Here is an 18,899-nt window from a genome sequence, read left to right as displayed (position 1 = left end):
TTAGGCATGGGCTTCTAAAAATTTTTCACTCAAATCGGCGACTGGCCCGGTTTCAATCTTCCCTTCATTTAAGAACATGAAACGTTGGGTGTATTTTTGGGCGAGTTCAAAATCATGGGTAATAAAAATCACGGTGAGCTGGTCGCTTTGATTCAACTGCTGCACCAGCGTCATCAATTCATTTTTAGCCTTCACATCTAAAGATGCCGTGGCTTCATCTAAAATCAACAGCTCCGGATCATTTACTAAAGCTTGCGCTAAATAAGCCCGCTGCTTCTCCCCACCAGAAGCACTGCCTAAGCGAATATTTTGTAGCTTTAACAAATTGGTCCGCTTTAAAGCACTGATCAAGGCCGCATGTTCTTGGGGCAAATAAAAAGGCCAACGATGTTTGAGTCGATTTAAACCTACAAAACTCTTGATGGATAAAGGATAGCCAGTATCAATATTGCGAAACTGCGGCACATAGCCAATTTCCAAGTGGCGGCGGCCAGCACCTGGATGGGCGATGATCTTGCCCTTCGTGGGTTTTAATTGATGTAAAATGGTTCGGATCAAGGTGGTCTTTCCTGCCCCATTTTCCCCAATTAAGCTAACCATGGTACCTCTTTGAATCGATAAATTAATATCATCTAAAACGGTTTTGTCCGGAAAACGGACAGTTAAATGCTCAATATCTAAAATAGAATCTTTATGCATAATGCCTCCAAGCCTGCAGCAGTTACATTCTGCAGTTTTTAAGTTAAACTATAGTTATAGATTTTAAAAAAATATGTAAAGCTGGATGATCAAAATGGCTAAAAAAATATTAATTCTAATTGCCGCCTTATTGCTAGTCTTAGTTTTAAGCTTTTTGGGCATTCAGTCTTATCGTGCCCGAGTTTTGAACAATGTTGCCGTCCACAAAAGTGATACCCCTACCATTGTCCTCCATGGCTCTGGCGGTAATTACTTGTCCCTTGGTCCCATGACCATCAGACTAGCCCAACACGATTTAGCCCAACGTGCCATGACCATTCGCGTGGACAAAGCCGGGAATTTGGATGTGCATCAATACCGTGATTTGAAAAATAATCCCTTGATCTTGGTCTTGTTAAAAGATAACAAAAATCCCATCGGTGGCCAAAAAGCCCTATCTGATATCATGAAGCGCTTGTACAAGGATTATGGTGTGCGACGGGTCAATTTTATTGGCCACTCCATGGGCGGCGGTATTATGTTCCGCTATTTAGAACAGCCCCAGGCCAAAACCCCTAAGGTGATGAAGTTCGTGTCCTTATCTGTCCCCTACTTGGGCTTTGGCAAGTATATGGGTGCCAACAGTCCTTATTTTCAGGATATGGTGAAAAATAAAGATAAATTACCTAAGGACTTGCGCATTTTAAATATGGTGGGTAATGTCAATGGCCGCAATTCAGACACCCAGGTCACTGTTCATTCGGCGCTGGGCCTGAAAACATTGACAGACGGTCAAATCAAACATTATCAAGCCAAAGTGATCCCTGGTAATTTTTGGACCGCCAGTCACTTTATGATTCATGAAAATCCCAATGTGGACAAAATTATCGCCGAATTTCTTTGGGGGCAATAAATCGGTTTCAGTGAATCAAGGTTCATATGATTCAACTCTCATTTATCGCCTATGACGCACACAGGGACCGAAGCAAAAGCTTGCTTCGGTCCCTTTTCAAGTGCATAACAGTAATAAATACTATCTTAGCATATTTTTCAGAAAAATTAAACGATTGACAAAATTATTTTACATTCAATTTATCCTGAAGCAAGCCCTGTAAAACCACGGCTTGATTATGGGCTTCATTTTTGGCACCATAGAGTAAGATCACATCACCCTGGGCCAGGTGGGTTTGTACCAGTTGTAAAAACTGAGGTAAATCTGGATTGGCCGCTAATTCAGCTAAGTATTTGGTTTTAAATACCGGATATTTTTCATCTTCATGGTTGAACCACTGCCGTAATTCTTTAGAAGGTCCAATTGTTTTGAACCATTCATCTAAGTGGGCATTGACTTTGGAAATGCCCCGGGGCCATAAGCGATCCACTAAAATTCGATACCCCTGTAAATCAGGGGGTTTGCGATAAATCCGTTCAATTTTAAGTGCCATTTTCAACACCTCCAGTTCCATTTTAAAACAATCTTTCAGAAAGTAAAAACCACGAGGCATTTATTATGACTAAAACATTGTTACTAGACTACTTTGATCATCGTCCCACTGAAACCATGGCTCAAGACCTGCTGGGTAAAACTTTACTCTATCATAGTCCTAAAGGTTTAGTGGGGGGCTTAATTGTGGAAACTGAGGCCTATTTAGGCCAACAAGATACTGCCGCCCATGCTTTTAAGGGCCATCGCTCCCAAGCCAATGAACCCCTATACGGGCCACCTGGTACAATTTATATTTACCAACGTCATGGTCAATTTTGCTTTGATATCGCGGTGCAAGCTAAAGATATCCCCCAGGGGATTTTGATCCGAGGCTTAGAACCCACCATTGGCCTAGACATTATGCAACAAAATCGCGTGCGGCCTACGCCCTACGAATTGACCAATGGACCGGGTAAGCTCATGCAAGCCTTCGGTATTCAAGATACGACTTTAAATAATCAGCAAATGGACCATACCCCCTTGACCATTGATCTAGACACTTACCGCCTGCCCCAAAAAATTGGCAGTAGTGCTCGGATCGGGGTCCGTAAAAATGGTGCCTGGGTGGACAAACCCCTGCGCTATTTTGTGGCTGGTAATCCTTATTGTTCCAAAATTTTAAAACGAGACATGGATTTAAATCATTTTGGCTGGCAAGCCTAATCAAAAAGACCTGCACCAAGGCTTAATAAACTTTGGTAGCAGGTCTATTTTGTTGACTAGACATCAAGTGGTGCGTTTTGACGGACTTTTAAGGCTAGTTCAATACTTTTATCTACAATAATACTTTGGGGATCAATGACTGGAAAATCATGATCCGGTGCTTTTTCTTGTGCCAGAGATAATTCAGTACATCCCAAAATCACTACACCACAGCCCAGACGGTTCACCATATCACTTAGTATTTCGTGATAGAGTTTGCCATCCACGTAGTCATTTTCTTTAATATCGTGATAGATCAATTCATTGACTTTGGCTTGGATGCTGTCATCCCCCACCACCACACTGCGGCCCACGTCTTTAATGGCATCTCGATAAATACCATCGGCAATCGTCCCTTCTGTGGCAATTAAGCCTGCTGAATGCAAATTAGGGTATTGCTTGACCATCGTGTCTACCGCAATCTTAGGCATATGCAAAATGGGGATAGCCGTGGCAGCTTGTAGTTCATCATAAAAATAATGGGCCGTATTACAAACCAGCGCAAAAAACGCTGGGTTTAATTGACTCTGTTGCTTAATATCCTCCAGCAGATCTGGATAAAAGTTAGGTTTGGAATGATCCAAAATATAACTGGTTCGATCAGGCACCGTGGCATGATTTACCAGAATGTAATTTAAATAATCTTGGTCTTTATGTGTCGGGGTCCGCTGATTAAGCAAGCGAATATAACTCTCCGTTGCCGGCGTCCCCATGCCACCAATTACTGTAAAAAACTGTTGCATATTTTTAAAACCACGCCTTACTATTTTTGAAGTTGTGCCGCAACTTGTTTGGCGACCACTAAGTCTGTTTCATACGGTGTATCTACGCCTCTGACCTTTTGATAAGCATCGGCCCCTTTAGCCGCTAATACGACCACGTCCCCTGGTTTACTAGCTAAGATAGCTTCTTTGATGGCTTCATGCCGATCCAAGATAATGGAGACTGCCACTTTAGAGTGATCAATATCTTTATCAATTTGTTCGGCAATACTTTGCGGATTTTCAAAACCAGGATCATCGGTGGTCAAAAAGGCTTCCTGGGCAAATTCCGTTAAGACCTTGGCAAAACCAGGCCGTCTAGAAACACCCTTATCACCAGGACTACCCACGACCACAATCAGCTTAGGGTTCTTATACTCCCGCTGTAAGAAACTCAATAACGCGTGCATACTGACATAATTATGGGCATAATCCACATAAACTACCCCGTGACCTGGGACAGTCATGGAATCCATGCGTCCTGGAATTTTAACATTCACGATCCCAGCTTGCGTTTCTTCAGTATCGGCACCGGCAAAAGCTGCTGCAATAATGGCAGCGGTGGCATTACTTTCATTAAAATCACCAATCAAACTTAACTGATAATCCCCCTTTACCCCTAATACCTGGGCTTTGGTGGAAACCGGCGTAAAGATAAACTTGCTTGTGCCTAAATCAGCTTCTTGGCTTTCAAAACGAAAATCAATTTCCACGTCTTGCGGGGCTTGATAGTCAGCTGCCGCAAACAAATAAATGCTATCAGGATTGGTCGTCGCCTTAGCCGCGCCATAAATTTCATCGAAGTGATCAGTTTGTGCATTGATCACACATTTGCGGGAATTGATCAACAATTGCAATTTACAGTGTAAATAATTGTCAAAGTTAGGGTGTTCATTTGGCCCAATATGGTCTGGGGAGATATTTAAGAAAAAGCCCACATCATAAGTCAAACCAAAGACCCGATTACGCAAATAAGCCTGAGACGACACTTCCATGATCAAATGGGTCATACCGTTGTCTACGGCTTGACGCATGTCCCGGAACAAATCCAAAGACTCTGGTGTGGTCAAATCCGACTTAAAGCGCTGCTCAGGTTTAGGACCCAGCACTCGATCAATCGTAGAAAAGAGGGCTGTTTTATGTTTCGTGGTAATGTCTAAAATACCCTTGGTAAAGTAAGCTGAGGTCGTCTTGCCCTTGGTCCCGGTAAAGGCAATGACAAATAAATCATCTTGCGGATAATCAAAATAAGCTGCCGACAACAAGGCCATGGCCTTTTGAATATTGGTCACGATAAAGGCGTTCATGCCCTTACCTTCTGGATAAGGTTGCTCAGCCACGTAAGTGATAGCCCCATTATCCTTAGCCATGGTTAAATAAATTGGCCGGAAGTTGTCACCCTTGCAAAAGAATAAGGCATCAGACTTCACTTCTCGAGAATCATAAGTAATATCCACCATTTTGGCATCCAAATCTCTTTGAATGGCACTGCTTTTTAGCAGATGGTGTTCTTTTAAAATTAACATACATGCATATAGTGATAATGACACGTTCCATGCATCCTCTCAAAACAGATTCAAATCAGCCTCAATTATACCATAATTACATTTAACACAAGGCCTGAAATCTGATTTTCATTTTTGGGTCACATAATTTTGAACTCATAAGCGCCCAAAGTCACGCCGGCAATTGTCGAACGGACTTTTTGCCATAATTCAGCTGGTAAGGCTGCCGTAGCCACATCATCGACTTTGACGATTTCACTGTGATCCGTGGGATTGGCCAAACAAATGTGATAAGCACCACTTTTATCTTGGCGGACATAGCCCAGCCAGTCCACCCCGGCAAAGACGAAACAGTCGGCAGCATTCTTGAAGAGCGCATCATTTTGCCGGAGCTCAATTAAGTCTTTGACCCAACTTTTAATCGTTAGATCCTCATGTCCCCAAGGATAATAGCGCCGGTTATCCGGATCCACATCCCCAGTTAGCCCTACTTCATCCCCGTAGTAAATACAAGGTACGCCAGGCAACGTGAGAAATAATTGGAAAATCAAATGTAATTTAGCTTTATCCTCACCTAATGCGGTCAACACGCGTTGCGTATCGTGACTGCCGATATTATTAAAGTTGTACCGAAAAACAGAAGCTGGATAATTTTCCTTTAAAGTCATGAACTGCAGAGCCATGTCCTTAGGGGTAATTTTTTGATTGAGTAAATCCAGTAATAATTGTCGCAAAGGATAATTCATAACCGCTTCTAAGCCACCACCTTCAATGTAATGGCGCCGGTGGTCATAACTAACCTTGTGGCTGGCATCTTCCCAGACTTCGCCAATCAATACCTTGTCTTGATAGCGATCCAAGTTTTGACGAATTTTATAAATGAATTGATCACTTAATTCATCCGCCACATCCAAGCGCCAACCATCTACACCTAAATTGGTCCAATAGCCTGTGACGCTGTGATCACCGCCGGCAATGAAGTCATGAAAGCTACTGGAATTTTTATTAATCGCTGGTAAGTCTAAAACCCCCCACCAACTTTCATAATCTGCGGGATAATCCTTAAAGGTAAACCAATCATAAAAAGGACTTTGCTTGCTATTAGCCGCGCCATTACTCTCATAAGTCTGATACAAGTTAAAGTAGCGACTGTCGGCCCCCACATGATTGAAGACCCCATCTAAGATCACATGCATCCCCGCTTGGTGAACGGCATTTAAAAAGTGCTCAAAATCTGCCAGGGTGCCTAAAACCCCATCGATTTTTAAATAATCCCCCGTATCATAGCGGTGATTGCTGCGGGCTTCAAAAATAGGACTGAGATAAAGGGCGGTAATCCCCAGATTTTGCAGATATGGGAGTTTTTTTTCAATGCCCAATAAATTACCGCCATAAAAATCCCAGCGGACAATGTCACCCTTGGTATTTTTGACATAGTAGGGCAAGTCCTGATGCGTGCCATAAATAAAACTGTTAGGTTTAGGATTATTCACATGCCCATCGGCATTGCCATTGTTAAATCGATCGACAAAAATATGATAGAACACGGCATCTTGATACCAATCTGGAATTTGATCAATTTGCGCCATGACCGTCAATTGATACATTTGTACATTGGTCCGGTCTGTATAAAGTTGACCCACGCCGCCAAATCCCCCATTGATACAACCATAATACTGGGTTTTTTCAGCAGTTTGTATCTCGAAAAAATAATAGTATAACCCGGGTTCTTGCGGTGTGAATTGACCGGTGTAAGCCGTCTTACCATTGGCCTTTAAAGCAACTTGGGCAATGGGGTTGGCCCAGTGTTCATCTTGAAAAACCACCAACTGTACTTTAGGTGGCACTGAAACGTCTGCCACATTTAATGTGAAGGTAATTGTTGTACCGTGTAATACTGCGCCAAAAGGCAATTTATCTGTGGTCGCAAAAGAATTATAACTAATCATATATTCACCTGTCTTTGAAAAAGAGGTTGGGACAAATTGCTTGTCACCAGCCTCTTAGGATATCGCTGAAAATGTATTACGTCAAATAAAGGTTAATTTTGTTCATTGAATTTTGAACCCACTGGATTATCAATGTCCACCTGCCAAATATTTTCAGCATAGCGGGCAATGGTATAATCCGAAGAAAAACGGCCGCTGGCAGCGATGTTGTGAATTATCATTTGATGCCAACGCGTGCGATCTTGATAAAGTTTATCAATGCGATCTTGGGCTTTGGCATAACTTTCATAGTCAGCTAACAAGAAATATTGATCATTATATTGCACCAAAGAGTTGAAAATATCTCGACCTTCAGTTTCAATATTTTTCAAAGTACCATCGATAAAGGCGTCGAGGATGCGTTTGATCCGAACATCTTTATTATAAATATCAGCAGAATGGTAATCATGATAATTTTCCACTTCAGGTACTGTCAAGCCAAAGATGACCATATCATCATCGCCCAAGCTGTCGTGCATCTCAATGTTGGCCCCATCTAAGGTTGCCAGCGTCACGGCCCCATTGGCCATGAGTTTCATGTTACTGGTGCCTGAAGCTTCTTTGCCGGCCAGTGAAATCTGTTCACTCACATCGGCCGCTGGAATGATCTTCTCCGCAATGGATACGCCATAGTTAGGAATAAAGATCACTTTTAGCTGGTCTTTAACAACGGGATCATGGTTAATTTGATTGGCCAACTCATTAATAATTTTAATGATTTCCTTGGCATAGTAATAACTTGGTGCGGCCTTGGCGGCAAAAATATGCACCCGCGGATTGGCCAACTTATGCCCAGCCTTAATCTGCAAATATTCATCAATAATATACATCACGTGTAACAGCTGCCGTTTATAAGCATGCAGCCGTTTAATTTGCACATCAAAAATCGCATGAGTATTTACTTTGGTGCGCAAAGTTTCTGAGATAAAATCAGCCAACGCCGTTTTATTATCATGTTTGACCCGGGCGACTGCATCCAAAGTATCTTTATCCTTGTCAAAGATATTAAAGCCCTTGAGCAAATTCGGATCACGGTGCCAGTTATTGCCGATTTTATCATCCAATAAGGTGGTCAATCCCGGATTGGCAACTTGCAGCCAGCGTCTAAAGGTAACCCCGTTGGTCTTATTGTTAAACCGCTCAGGGAAAATCTTATACAACCCATTTAAGACACTGGTAGTTAATAAATCTGTATGAATTTTGGCAACACCATTTACACTATGGCTGCCGATAACGGCTAAGTAAGCCATCCGAACCTGTCCATTGCCCAGCGGTGCCACAGAATTTACCAAATCAGCGCCATGAATTGGAATCATTAATTCTTTAAAGCGGCGATCGATTTCTTTAATAATTTGGTAGATTCGGGGTACCGTTTGGGCGAACATGTCTTCAGGCCACGTCTCCAGTGCTTCCGATAATAAAGTATGGTTGGTATAAGACATCACTTGATTCGTAATATTCCAAGCCTTTTCCCAACTGAGAAATTCTTCGTCCATCAATACACGCATCAATTCAGCCACCGCCATGGCCGGATGGGTGTCATTAATGTGAATGGCGATCCGTTGGCCTAAGCGGTTCAAGTTACGATGATGTTTGCGATAAGAGCGCACAATACTCTGTACCCCAGCGGATACGAAGAAATATTCTTGTTTTAACCGTAAAAGTCGGCCTTCATAATTAGAATCATCAGGATAAAGGATTTCGATAATATCATTTACCCGACTCTTTTCAGCCAAAGTATATCGAGAATGCTCGTTATAAGGCAATTCAGCCGACCATAAACGCAAATTGTTGACCGTCCCATTGCGATAACCCACGATCCCGATATCATAAGGCACGGCAATGACATCTTCTGTGTTCTCATACATGGCTCTAAAGTGACCCAAACTGTCTTCTTTCAGCCAAACGTTGCCACCAAAGTGGACAATACAGGCCCGGTTTTCCCGGCGAACTTCCCAGATGTTGCCATTACGCAACCAATCATCCAGTAGTTCCACCTGATAGCCATTGATAAATTCCTGTTTAAACAAACCGTACTGATAGCGAATGCCATTACCGTGCATGGCAATCCCTTCAGAAGCAGCACTATCTAAGAATTCTGAAGCTAAACGACCTAACCCACCGTTCCCTAAACCGGGTTCAGGTTCGTGTTGGGCAATCTTATCGAAATCTAATCCCATCTTAGCAAGTCCAGATTTAACAACTTCGCTAATCCCTAAATTCAGCATATTCTGCGTCAAGAAACGCCCGGGAAGAAATTCAATTGAAAAATAATAAACTTGTTTACGATCATTTTGTTGATATTTTAGAAGCGTATTGCGCCAATTTTGTGCGTAATAATCCCGAACCACGCTGGCCAGCACCCGATATTGTTGGGCCCGACTGGCATCAGCATCATCAATGGAATACATCTCTAACATCTTAGTTTTATAATCTTCAACAAACTTTTCTTCAGTTATATCCACAGGCATCCTCAGCTTTCTTGACAAAATTGACATATTATTCACCAAATAATTCTTGATACATTCCTAAATAAAGTTTCGCCGACTTCGTCCAAGAGAAATCCGCCGCCATGTCCCGTTGTACCATATTCTGGAATAACTTTGGTTTCTCCCGATAGGTCTGATACGCATAATCTAAAGTTTCCCCTAAAGTGACACTACTGAAATTCACAAAACCAAAACCTAGGCCACTGTCATCAAACTCATTGAATGGCGTTACTGAGTCTTTTAGACCACCAGTTTCATGGACAATTGGCACGGTCCCATAGCGCATCCCCATCATCTGAGATAATCCCGATGGTTCAAAAGCCGATGGGATCAAAATAAAGTCTGCAGCGGCATACATTTGTTGGGCAAAGCGCTCGTCAAAACGGATATTCGTCGACATCTGAGATGGAAAACGATCTTGCATCCATTTAAAGTCTGTCTCTAAATCCGCATCTCCAGTACCTAATAACACCACTTGAACATTATGCCGCACTAAGAAATCATCCATGGTAGCTAGCAGAATATCCATACCCTTTTGTCGCGTCAATCTAGAAATAACAATAAACAGTGGGTCATTGCGTTTTGGCAAATGAATTTGTTCTTGTAACGCGGTTTTGTTCAGGGCTTTGTTTTTAATAGATTGACGATCATAATTATAGGCAATATTTGAATCCGTCCGGGGATCATAAATGTCCGTATCAATGCCATTTAAGAAACCAGCTAATTTATAGCTATTGGCCCGTAACACGCCATCTAGGCCTTCCCCAAAGGCTGGTGTTTGAATTTCTTGGGCATAAGAAGGCGACACAGTGGTCACCTTGTCGGCAAATTCAATGCCCCCCTTCATGAAATTCACGGCATCATAATACTTAAAGCCGGAATCATTAAAGAATTGGCGGCCAATCCCAAAGATGCTATCCAAAATAATGGGATCATAGATACCTTGGAATTTCATATTGTGAATGGTTAAAACGGTTTGAATCTTGTTCAAATCGCTGATCCAAGCATACTTATCCTTCAACAAGACAGGGATAAAAGCTGTGTGCCAGTCATTGACATGCAGGATGTCTGGAATGAAATCAACCTTTTGCAACATTTCGATAATAGCCATTTGGAAGAAACCAAAACGTTCACCATCATCATCATAACCATACAAGGCATCCCGACCAAAATAATCCAAATTGTCAATTAAATAATATTTAACATTCCCCAAGGTTAAGGTTTTGATGCCAGCATAAACATCCTTATAGCCGACTTTAACTTTGAAGCTCGTTAAATCCTTCAACTCACCTTGATATTTCTCTGGCATCAAGTTGGCATAATACGGCAATACGACACGAACATCTAGATTTGCTTTGGCCAATGCCTTGGGTAGGGCATACATCACATCCCCTAAACCACCAGTTTTATAAAACGGTGCGCCTTCTGCTGCTGCAAATAAGATTTTTTTCATTTAATGCTGCACCCCTTTTTTAATATCCGAAGCACGTAGAACTGACATGTTCTTCTCAAAAATAATTGGTTTTTCAGGTGTCCCTTCAATGGTCAGATGTGGCCCAATGACAACACCCTTATCTAAGATCACATAGTTCAACTTGCTACCGGGACCAATTTTTGAGCCCTGCATGATGATGGAATTTTCAACCTTGGCACTGCGATCAATAATGACCCGCCGGAAAATAACGGAATGATTCGCTTGGCCCTCAATCCGGCACCCAGTCCCCAAGAGACTCGTATTCACGTCTGAACCCTTAGAGAAGAAGGTTGGTATCTCATTTAAATTCTTCGTGTAAATTTCCCGTTGGCTAAATAATAGCGCTTGATAATTGGCTTCATCCAACATCGCCATGTTCGCGTCAAAGTAGCGTTTAATGGTATTAATATTGGCATAAAAACCAGTATATTCATAACCATTGGCGTTATAGACTTCCAAAGCCTCGTGTAAAATTTCGGGCAAGCGGATAAACTCTTCTCGTTGGCTGGCATTTTGAAGTAAATCAATCAATAGGCTCGTTCTCAGGAAATAAACCCCCATGTGCATCGGCACCATATGGTTCACCGGGTCTGGGGTAATTTCTGAAGCCTTCATGATAGTCGTCACATCGCCAGCATCAGAAATATTCAAGGCTTCCTCATTGGCATTCACTTTGTCTGGTAATTGGCGTTTATATAACACAGTAATTGGATTGTTGCCTTCAACGTGGAACTGTTGAACTTCTTGAACGTTGATATTATCCACATTACGTGCACCAATAACAATCGTGTAACTGGAATCAGATTTTCTTAAAAAGGTCAAATAATCATCAAAATAGCGGCGCCGGTTAGCCGGATCAGAATAGTCCTTATTAGCCACATAAGGGAAGGTGAAGATGCCGCCTCTAATAGAGTCTAAGTTCCAAGCATCCCCACTGCGCACGTGGTCTTGCACAGAACGGGCAGAACGGGGCATAAACATTCCCACATCCCGAATACCAGCATTAGAAATTGCGGAAAGCGGAAAATCAATCAGCCGATAGCGCCCGGCAAAAGGTAAAGTGCCCACCGGTCTAAATTGGGTCAAAGGCAATAAGGCGTCACTGGGTTCATTTAAATCAATAATTGCACTTACATTATTTTGTCTCATTCGTCTTCAACTTCCTTCCCCAAGACTTCTTGGAATCCAACAACAGCAATATCGTCTTCTGTCCCAATCACGGAAGCGCCATCACCAATGATGGCCCGCTCCCCAATAATGGCGTGGTCGATCGTGACATCTTTACCAATGACGGCATTTGGCATGACCATAGAATCTTTGATCACCGTACCAGTGCCGACTTTCACATTTTGAGACAAAATTGTATGTTCAATATCTCCGGCAACGTAGCAACCATCCACTACCATGGAATTATTGACCTTCGCCGATTTGGTCACATACATCGGTGGCAAAGCATCATTTTTAGAATAGATCCGCCATTCCCGATCGCCAATATTTAATTCATTGTTTGGTTCCAAGAATTCCATGTTAGCTTGCCATAAACTCTGAATCGTCCCCACGTCTTTCCAATAACCATGAAAGGCGTAAGCATAAGTTGGTTCGTTATGGGATAGGTAAGCTGGAATGACATCTTTACCAAAGTCCTCCATCTTCCCATCTGTTGAATAACTATCCACTAGATACTTCTTCAAAGTTGGCCAATTGAAAATATAGATCCCCATGGATGCCAAGTTACTCTTTGGTTTTTTAGGTTTTTCTTCAAATTCAATAATTCGTTCAGTTTCATCGGTATTCATAATCCCAAACCGTGTTGCTTCTTCCATAGACACTGGTAAAACGCCGACAGTTAAGGCAGCCTTTTTAGCTTTATGATAATTAAACATTGCTTCATAATCCATTTTATAAATATGATCCCCAGAAAGAATCAAGATATATTTAGGCTGATATAAGTCAATATAATCAATGTTTTGATAAATTGCATGGGCTGTCCCCTGGAACCACTTCTCACCTTCTCTAGAAGCAAAAGGCTGTAAGACGGTGACGCCAGCGTTTTTTTCATCCAAGCCCCAACTAGCGCCGTTTTGGATATGGGCATTTAATTCCAGAGGTTGATACTGCGTCACAACCCCAACGGTATTGACGCCTGAATTAAAACAATTACTCAACGCAAAATCAATAATTCGATAACGTCCACCAAATGGCACCGCCGGCTTAGCCGTGGATTTGGTCAGTTTCCCCAAACGGGAGCCCTGACCCCCTGCTAAAATCATTGCCAACATTTCTGTACTCATAATTCATCCTCCTCTGAAAAATTACGCGCCTGCGTTAATTGTTTCGGTTTGATAATCAAGGCACTCATAGCTGGTAAGATCACTTCAATCGAGTCTGGTTCACTCTTATAAGCTTGCCCAGTTGTCTTAAAATCGCCCTGGCCCTTGGTCCAAGTTCCACCAAAGTCGATCATTTCGGTATTTAAGACTTCTGTATAAGTTCCCGCAAATGGCACCGGAATCTTAAAATGCTGCTTTTCGACAGGTACTAAGTTAAAAGCAAAAATCACAAAATCCTCAGCAACTTCACTTCGTCGAATAAAACCTAAAGTGCTAGACTCAGGGTCATCGGCATTGGTGATATCCATGCCGCTAGGATCATGGTCCAACTGCCATAACGCTGGTTCATCATGGTATAACTGATTCAAAGTTTGACTAAAGTGTTGCATTTTTTGGTTCATGTCGTCTTTTAAGTCCACCCATTCCAGCGGACTCCAATAACGCCATTCCAAGAACTGCCCCCACTCACTGCCCATAAATAATAGCTTCTTGCCAGGATGGCCAATCATATATACCATCATAGTCCGTAAATTGGCAAATTGATTATAGCGATCACCGGGCATTTTGTGCATCAGCGACTTTTTGCCATGGACCACTTCATCGTGAGAAAACGGCAATACAAACTGTTCATCATACATATACATGAAAGAAAACGTTAATAAGTTGAAATGATCGTGACGGAACAAAGGATCCATTTCAAAAAAGTCCAGGGTATCGTGCATCCAACCCATATTCCACTTGTAGTTAAATCCTAAACCGCCCTTATCCACTGGTCCGGTCACCTTTGGAAAGGCGGAAGATTCTTCTGCAATCATAAGAATATCTGGATGATATTTAAACACTGTCATATTTAGTTTTTTAATGAAGTTTTGTCCTTCAATGTTGGCATTATTGCCATACTCATTGACAATGCCCTCTTTACCAGCATCATAATCTAAATATAACATATTGGAAACTGCATCAACCCGTAAGCCGTCTAAATGACAATAGTCTAACCAAAACATCGCACTGGAAATTAAAAAGCTCTGAACCTGGGCCTTGCCTAAGTCAAAGTTCCAACTGCCCCAGCGTACATTGTTAGCCCGGTTGTAATCTGCATATTCATAGGTGGGCGTGCCATCATAGGCAGCTAAAGCATCCGTATTACGAATGAAGTGCCCTGGGACCCAATCCATGATCACGCCAATGTCGGCCTCATGAAAGGCTTCAATTAGTTCCAAAAAGCCATCCAAGTCACCAAAACGACTGGTGGGCGCAAAATAACCCATCAGTTGATAACCCCAAGATGCATCCAATAAGTGTTCCATCAGTGGCATAAACTCCACATGTGAGTAACCCATCTTTTGCACATAAGGCACAAGCTCTTTGGCAATTTGATCATAGGATAAATAGTTTCCCTCAGCGTTCTTGCGCCAAGACCCTAAATGCACTTCATAAATATTTAGCGGCTGTTTGTAAGGCAAGTTGGCCTGCCGCTTGGCTAACCACGCTTCATCACGCCATTTCTTTTGGGGCAAATCCATGACCCTAGCGCTATTACCAGGTTTGTGTTCGAAGCCAAATGCATAGGGATCAATTTTCAACTGATAGTGTCCTTGTTGATCTAAAATACCGAACTTATACAAATCGCCAGCCTTGGCAAGCCCCGTGGTAATTGTCCAAATACCGGTGTCGGCCACTAGCTTCAGTGGTAAGTTTTCTTCCCAGTCGTTAAAATCACCCACTAGATAAACTGACTTAGCATGGGGCGCCCAAACCGTGAATCGGTATTGTTCGCCCGCTTGATGACAACCAAAGAAATCATAACTTTCAAAATAATTGCCTGTGTTGAACAAATATGCGCGCTTTTTGAATTCAGCTTCATCCATATCTTCACCCCTAATCTCTTGTGAGAAAGCAGTCAAAAGTTTCACTAAATAAAGTATACAACATTCCCCCAGAAGTTAGTCATAAAAACACTTGAAGTAGAAACATTTGTGGCAGTAATGGCTTTGTGCAAGAAGCTATTTTAATATGTTTCTATATTAAATAACACTTTAATATTTGTGTATTATGTCACAGCTTTCGTTTGATATGCAAAGTATAAGTCAATTCGTAACTTTGACGGCTTAATATATATTTCGCATATAACGAATCAAAAAATCCCACCAGCCCATTTTTTTAAAGGGCATAGGTGAGATTTTAAAAGTGATTTACTTGGTAAATATATTCACGATGTGATTAAACGCTAGCTTATACCAAGGTAATTTAGTAACAGCTTGTTTTGTCTGTACTACTGCTGCCTTAGGCTGCATAAAAATCATTGGTGCCGCTAAGGTATAGCGGCCAATAGTTTGTTGCGCTTTGACGGGGGCATTAATGCCCTTTTGATAGGGCTTAGCTAATTGCAGTTGGCCAGATAGATCCCCATTATTTTTGGGCACCCATAGACTTTGGGCTTTAGCAAAGACTAAGGCAACCCGTTTTTGTACGCCGTCATTGACCTTTAGCGCTTGATTTTCGGGTAACGGCTGCTTCTTTTGAATGGTCGTCACTTTCCAATAATTAAAGGCGGCCTTTAAAAGATTGGTGGTGGCTACAAACCGTTTATCTTTATCATCGACTGCACCAGCGGCGTGCATCACCACAGCGATCACCCGCCGGCCATTGACCATCAAAGTAGCAGTAAAACACTCCCCAGCCGCGTCACTGGTCCCGGTTTTTAAGCCATCGATCGCTAAACTAGCATCATAGAGCTTTTGACCAGGTAACAACAGATTCCAGTTGGTCATGGGATAAGAACCCGCTTGATTGGCATGAAAGGTTTCGGTGGCAATTTTCGTCGTATCGATGACTTCAGGGTAATCTTGGAGAATATGCTGGGCAACTTGGCCCACATCATAGGCACTCATTTCATTTTCAGCATTTTTATCCGTATTGGCTGTGCTTAATTCTCCCAACAGACTATTGTTCAAACCACTGACATTCACAATTTTAGCATTGGTAATTTGCCATTTTTGCAGCTGTTGTTGCATCTGGGTGACAAAGTTTTCCTGTGAGCCGGCCACGGCCTGGGCCAAAAGCATCACGGCCACGTTTGCTGAATAGATCCAAGAAGCATCATATAATTCTTTGACCGTATAAGCCACACCGGCAGTCAATGGGACATTAGACAGTTCCGTGTTGGTACTCAGCGCAGCTTGGGCGTCATTAGGCACCACCGTATCCGTCCATTTCAATTTCCCCTGTTGAATGGCTTGTAATACTAAGTAAAGACTCAGCATTTTAGACATCGAGGCAATGGGCAAAACGGCATTGGCATCCTTGGCATACAGGATTTGACCGCTTTTAGCATCTAAAACTAGCGCGGCTTGAGCGCTAGCTTGGTAGTTCATTGGATTCAAATCATTGGGTGTTGCGCCTTGGGCTGTTTGAGCGGGCACAAGTCCTGCTGTCAGCCCCAATAGCAACAATAATACGAGTAGGATCGCTTTGAGCTTGGTTTTCATAGAAATCTCCCAACGTTTTCTTGATTAAGTGCTGCGTAATAATTGAGCATCTTGGGCCTCAATATTATCTGGTTGTTGCAAGCGTGCCCCACCCTTGAGGGGCAAATGCATGATAAAACTCGTTTGTTCGTCCGTGGAGCTAGCATAAATAAAGCCCCCATGTAAAGCCACAATACTTTGGGCAATGGCTAACCCTAAACCGCTACCGCCCGTTTCATGGGAACGAGAACCCTCCACCCGATAGAAGCGGTCGAATAAATGTAAAATATCATTGTCCGGAATTTTTTGCCCATTATTGCGGATGGCAATAATCGCTTCATCTTGATACTGACGGCCTTCAATGATCAGTTCAGTGGCACCTTTCCCATACTTCAACGCATTGATAATCAAATTGTTATAAACCCGACTCAATTTTTCTGGGTCGGCAGCCATCATCAACGGATCAGGTCGAGTTTTCGTCACGATATGAATATTTTGCTTTTGGGCTTCTAATTCATAACTGGCCGCTAATTGAGCAATCATATTGGTCATATTCACCTGGGTGAAATTCATTGTGGTGGCAGTTTGTTGAATTTTGGTAAATTCAAACAAATCATCCACCAACAATTTCATCTGTTTGGATTTGACAAAGGCTGTATGGGTATATTTTAATAACTCCGCCCGATTTTGATATTGGCCATTTTCAATTAAACCTAAATAACCAATGACCGAAGTCAGCGGGGTCCGAATATCATGGCTGACGTTTGTGATCAATTCATCTTTGGACTGTTCAATGCGCCGTTCTTCACTGATGGAACGGCTAGTACTCTCCACCAAAGCGTTGATACTGGTAACGACTTTTTGTAAATCTGGATTGACTTTAAACGTGATCCGATGGTCAAAATGATTATCTGCTATGTAATGCAGTTCTTGAATCACGTGATGCATTTGAATAGCTTGAAAACGCCGCATCAACCGGCGATAAACTATCCAGGCATTAATCAATATGATTCCTAGGCACATCCAAATGTTCAAGTGCCACTGCCCAATCTTTGGAAAATCTAGGGTAAAAATTTGTCGGAACACTTGAACATTTGCCCTAACATCTTGGCCTTGGGCAAAAAATTGATTGGCGGACAGTAATAAGGCTAATTCTAGAATTATAAGTATGAAAAAGGTGAGGATACCATCAAGGATCAGCTCACCTTTTTCTTTTGTAGATAATCTTACTTTTGTCTCTGTTTTTTTATCCTGCAACTTTATAACCCACGCCCCAGACTGTTTCAATAACTTTTTCGCCGCCAGTGGCTTCTTCAATCTTATCTCGTAAGTGGCTGACATGAACCATAACAGTCTTAGCCGATACAATACTTTCTTGTTGCCAAACCCGCTCAAAAATCTCATCGGCAGAAAAAACCCGATTGGGGTGGCTGGCTAATAAGTATAAGATACCAAATTCTAAGGCCGTCAATTGCACTTGTTTACCCGTCATAGTGATGACCTCATGGGAATCTTTTTTAATCGTCAAAGAGCCCACCTCTAATACATCCGGAATATCAGCAGTTACTTGGTGTTCACTCCGCCGCAATAAGGACTTGACTCGGGCCATGACCTCTAACGGATTGAATGGTTTGGCCACGTAATCGTCTGCACCAGTGATCAGTGCTTGGATTTTATCCATGTCCGCTGTTTTGGCAGACACAATGATAATTGGAATCTGGGAATCGGTGCGCACTTCTTTAATGACATCAATGCCATTCATATTAGGCATCATGATATCTAGAATCATGAGTTTGATATCATGATTTGTGGCTAGCTTTGTCAAAGCTTCCTTTCCGGAATAAGCGGTCACCGGTTCATAACCTTCATTTTTCACATAAATCGACAAAAGTTCAACAATTTCTTTGTCGTCGTCTACAATTAATATCTTCATAATTAACCCCTCGACTGATGGATCCAATAATATCTCTAACGCCTATTTTAACAAAGATTCTTAAAAAAATCTTTAGATTTCAAAGA

Annotated in this window: 15 protein-coding genes; 2 read left to right on the top strand and 13 right to left on the bottom strand. The window is 42.2% G+C overall.

Annotation, left to right across the window (positions count from 1 at the left end):
• Positions 1-699, bottom strand: coding sequence for a metal ABC transporter ATP-binding protein (locus FC83_RS13860; RefSeq protein ID WP_035452169.1), 699 nt, complete (start codon positions 697-699; stop codon positions 1-3).
• 94 nt (positions 700-793) lie between these two features.
• Between FC83_RS13860 and FC83_RS13855 the strand changes: the two genes are divergently transcribed.
• Positions 794-1,591 carry an alpha/beta fold hydrolase gene (locus FC83_RS13855; protein WP_057002897.1) on the top strand — a complete coding sequence of 266 codons (798 nt, stop codon included), beginning with the start codon at positions 794-796 and terminating at the stop codon, positions 1,589-1,591.
• A 163-nt stretch (positions 1,592-1,754) separates the two neighbouring features.
• Here FC83_RS13855 and FC83_RS13850 read toward each other — a convergent pair whose 3' ends face one another.
• Entirely contained in the window at positions 1,755-2,123 is a 369-nt protein-coding gene (locus tag FC83_RS13850) for a DUF488 domain-containing protein (protein ID WP_035452174.1), read from the bottom strand.
• Between the two features lie 65 nt (positions 2,124-2,188).
• Here FC83_RS13850 and FC83_RS13845 point away from each other — a divergent pair, with 65 nt between their 5' ends.
• Complete coding sequence (locus FC83_RS13845; protein WP_052004571.1) at positions 2,189-2,827, top strand: DNA-3-methyladenine glycosylase; 639 nt, start codon at positions 2,189-2,191, stop codon at positions 2,825-2,827.
• 56 nt (positions 2,828-2,883) lie between these two features.
• Here the strand turns inward: FC83_RS13845 and FC83_RS13840 are convergent, their stop codons facing one another.
• The 11 genes from FC83_RS13840 to croR all read right to left on the bottom strand — a co-directional run bounded on the left by FC83_RS13840 (position 2,884) and on the right by croR (position 18,813).
• Entirely contained in the window at positions 2,884-3,609 is a 726-nt protein-coding gene (locus FC83_RS13840) for an amino acid racemase (RefSeq protein WP_035452175.1), read from the bottom strand.
• A 20-nt stretch (positions 3,610-3,629) separates the two neighbouring features.
• A complete protein-coding gene (locus FC83_RS13835; protein ID WP_035452177.1) occupies positions 3,630-5,177 on the bottom strand; it encodes a UDP-N-acetylmuramoyl-L-alanyl-D-glutamate--2,6-diaminopimelate ligase in 1,548 nt (515 codons plus the stop codon).
• Positions 5,178-5,272: 95 nt separating this feature from the next.
• The gene (locus FC83_RS13830; RefSeq protein ID WP_052004572.1) at positions 5,273-7,081 is read right to left on the bottom strand and encodes a glycoside hydrolase family 13 protein; all 1,809 of its coding nucleotides are present in this window, start codon (positions 7,079-7,081) and stop codon (positions 5,273-5,275) included.
• Positions 7,082-7,173: 92 nt separating this feature from the next.
• Complete coding sequence (locus tag FC83_RS13825) at positions 7,174-9,585, bottom strand: glycogen/starch/alpha-glucan phosphorylase (RefSeq protein ID WP_052004581.1); 2,412 nt, start codon at positions 9,583-9,585, stop codon at positions 7,174-7,176.
• A 34-nt stretch (positions 9,586-9,619) separates the two neighbouring features.
• Entirely contained in the window at positions 9,620-11,062 is a 1,443-nt protein-coding gene (gene glgA, locus FC83_RS13820; RefSeq protein ID WP_035452180.1) for a glycogen synthase GlgA, read from the bottom strand.
• Entirely contained in the window at positions 11,063-12,232 is a 1,170-nt protein-coding gene (gene glgD / locus FC83_RS13815) for a glucose-1-phosphate adenylyltransferase subunit GlgD (protein ID WP_057002896.1), read from the bottom strand. It abuts the gene before it with no gap.
• Positions 12,229-13,374 carry a glucose-1-phosphate adenylyltransferase gene (locus FC83_RS13810; RefSeq protein ID WP_035452182.1) on the bottom strand — a complete coding sequence of 382 codons (1,146 nt, stop codon included), beginning with the start codon at positions 13,372-13,374 and terminating at the stop codon, positions 12,229-12,231. The genes glgD and FC83_RS13810 overlap by 4 nt, the downstream gene beginning before the upstream one ends.
• Complete coding sequence (gene glgB / locus FC83_RS13805; protein ID WP_035452184.1) at positions 13,371-15,281, bottom strand: 1,4-alpha-glucan branching protein GlgB; 1,911 nt, start codon at positions 15,279-15,281, stop codon at positions 13,371-13,373. Before glgB ends, FC83_RS13810 begins: the two co-directional genes overlap by 4 nt.
• 324 nt (positions 15,282-15,605) lie before the next feature.
• Positions 15,606-16,901 carry a D-alanyl-D-alanine carboxypeptidase family protein gene (locus FC83_RS13800; RefSeq protein ID WP_057002895.1) on the bottom strand — a complete coding sequence of 432 codons (1,296 nt, stop codon included), beginning with the start codon at positions 16,899-16,901 and terminating at the stop codon, positions 15,606-15,608.
• Between the two features lie 24 nt (positions 16,902-16,925).
• A complete protein-coding gene (locus FC83_RS13795; protein WP_057002894.1) occupies positions 16,926-18,137 on the bottom strand; it encodes a sensor histidine kinase in 1,212 nt (403 codons plus the stop codon).
• Positions 18,127-18,813, bottom strand: coding sequence for a response regulator transcription factor CroR (gene croR, locus FC83_RS13790; RefSeq protein ID WP_035452186.1), 687 nt, complete (start codon positions 18,811-18,813; stop codon positions 18,127-18,129). Before croR ends, FC83_RS13795 begins: the two co-directional genes overlap by 11 nt.
• Positions 18,814-18,899: the final 86 nt, after the last annotated feature.

It is taken from the genome of Agrilactobacillus composti DSM 18527 = JCM 14202 (assembly GCF_001436375.1).
Lineage (GTDB): Bacteria > Bacillota > Bacilli > Lactobacillales > Lactobacillaceae > Agrilactobacillus > Agrilactobacillus composti.
Note: the sequence above shows the minus strand (reverse complement) of the source record. Positions and strands in the feature narration are given on the sequence as shown.

Bases quoted from the DNA above. Each gene is read 5' to 3' on its own strand.
- FC83_RS13860 (WP_035452169.1), bottom strand. From the start codon at position 699: ATGCATAAAGATTCTATTTTAGATATTGAGCATTTAACTGTCCGTTTT.
- FC83_RS13855 (WP_057002897.1), top strand. From the start codon at position 794: ATGGCTAAAAAAATATTAATTCTAATTGCCGCCTTATTGCTAGTCTTA.
- FC83_RS13850 (WP_035452174.1), bottom strand. From the start codon at position 2,123: ATGGCACTTAAAATTGAACGGATTTATCGCAAACCCCCTGATTTACAG.
- FC83_RS13845 (WP_052004571.1), top strand. From the start codon at position 2,189: ATGACTAAAACATTGTTACTAGACTACTTTGATCATCGTCCCACTGAA.
- FC83_RS13840 (WP_035452175.1), bottom strand. From the start codon at position 3,609: ATGCAACAGTTTTTTACAGTAATTGGTGGCATGGGGACGCCGGCAACG.
- FC83_RS13830 (WP_052004572.1), bottom strand. From the start codon at position 7,081: ATGATTAGTTATAATTCTTTTGCGACCACAGATAAATTGCCTTTTGGC.
- glgA (WP_035452180.1), bottom strand. From the start codon at position 11,062: ATGAAAAAAATCTTATTTGCAGCAGCAGAAGGCGCACCGTTTTATAAA.
- glgD (WP_057002896.1), bottom strand. From the start codon at position 12,232: ATGAGACAAAATAATGTAAGTGCAATTATTGATTTAAATGAACCCAGT.
- FC83_RS13810 (WP_035452182.1), bottom strand. From the start codon at position 13,374: ATGAGTACAGAAATGTTGGCAATGATTTTAGCAGGGGGTCAGGGCTCC.
- glgB (WP_035452184.1), bottom strand. From the start codon at position 15,281: ATGGATGAAGCTGAATTCAAAAAGCGCGCATATTTGTTCAACACAGGC.
- FC83_RS13800 (WP_057002895.1), bottom strand. From the start codon at position 16,901: ATGAAAACCAAGCTCAAAGCGATCCTACTCGTATTATTGTTGCTATTG.
- croR (WP_035452186.1), bottom strand. From the start codon at position 18,813: ATGAAGATATTAATTGTAGACGACGACAAAGAAATTGTTGAACTTTTG.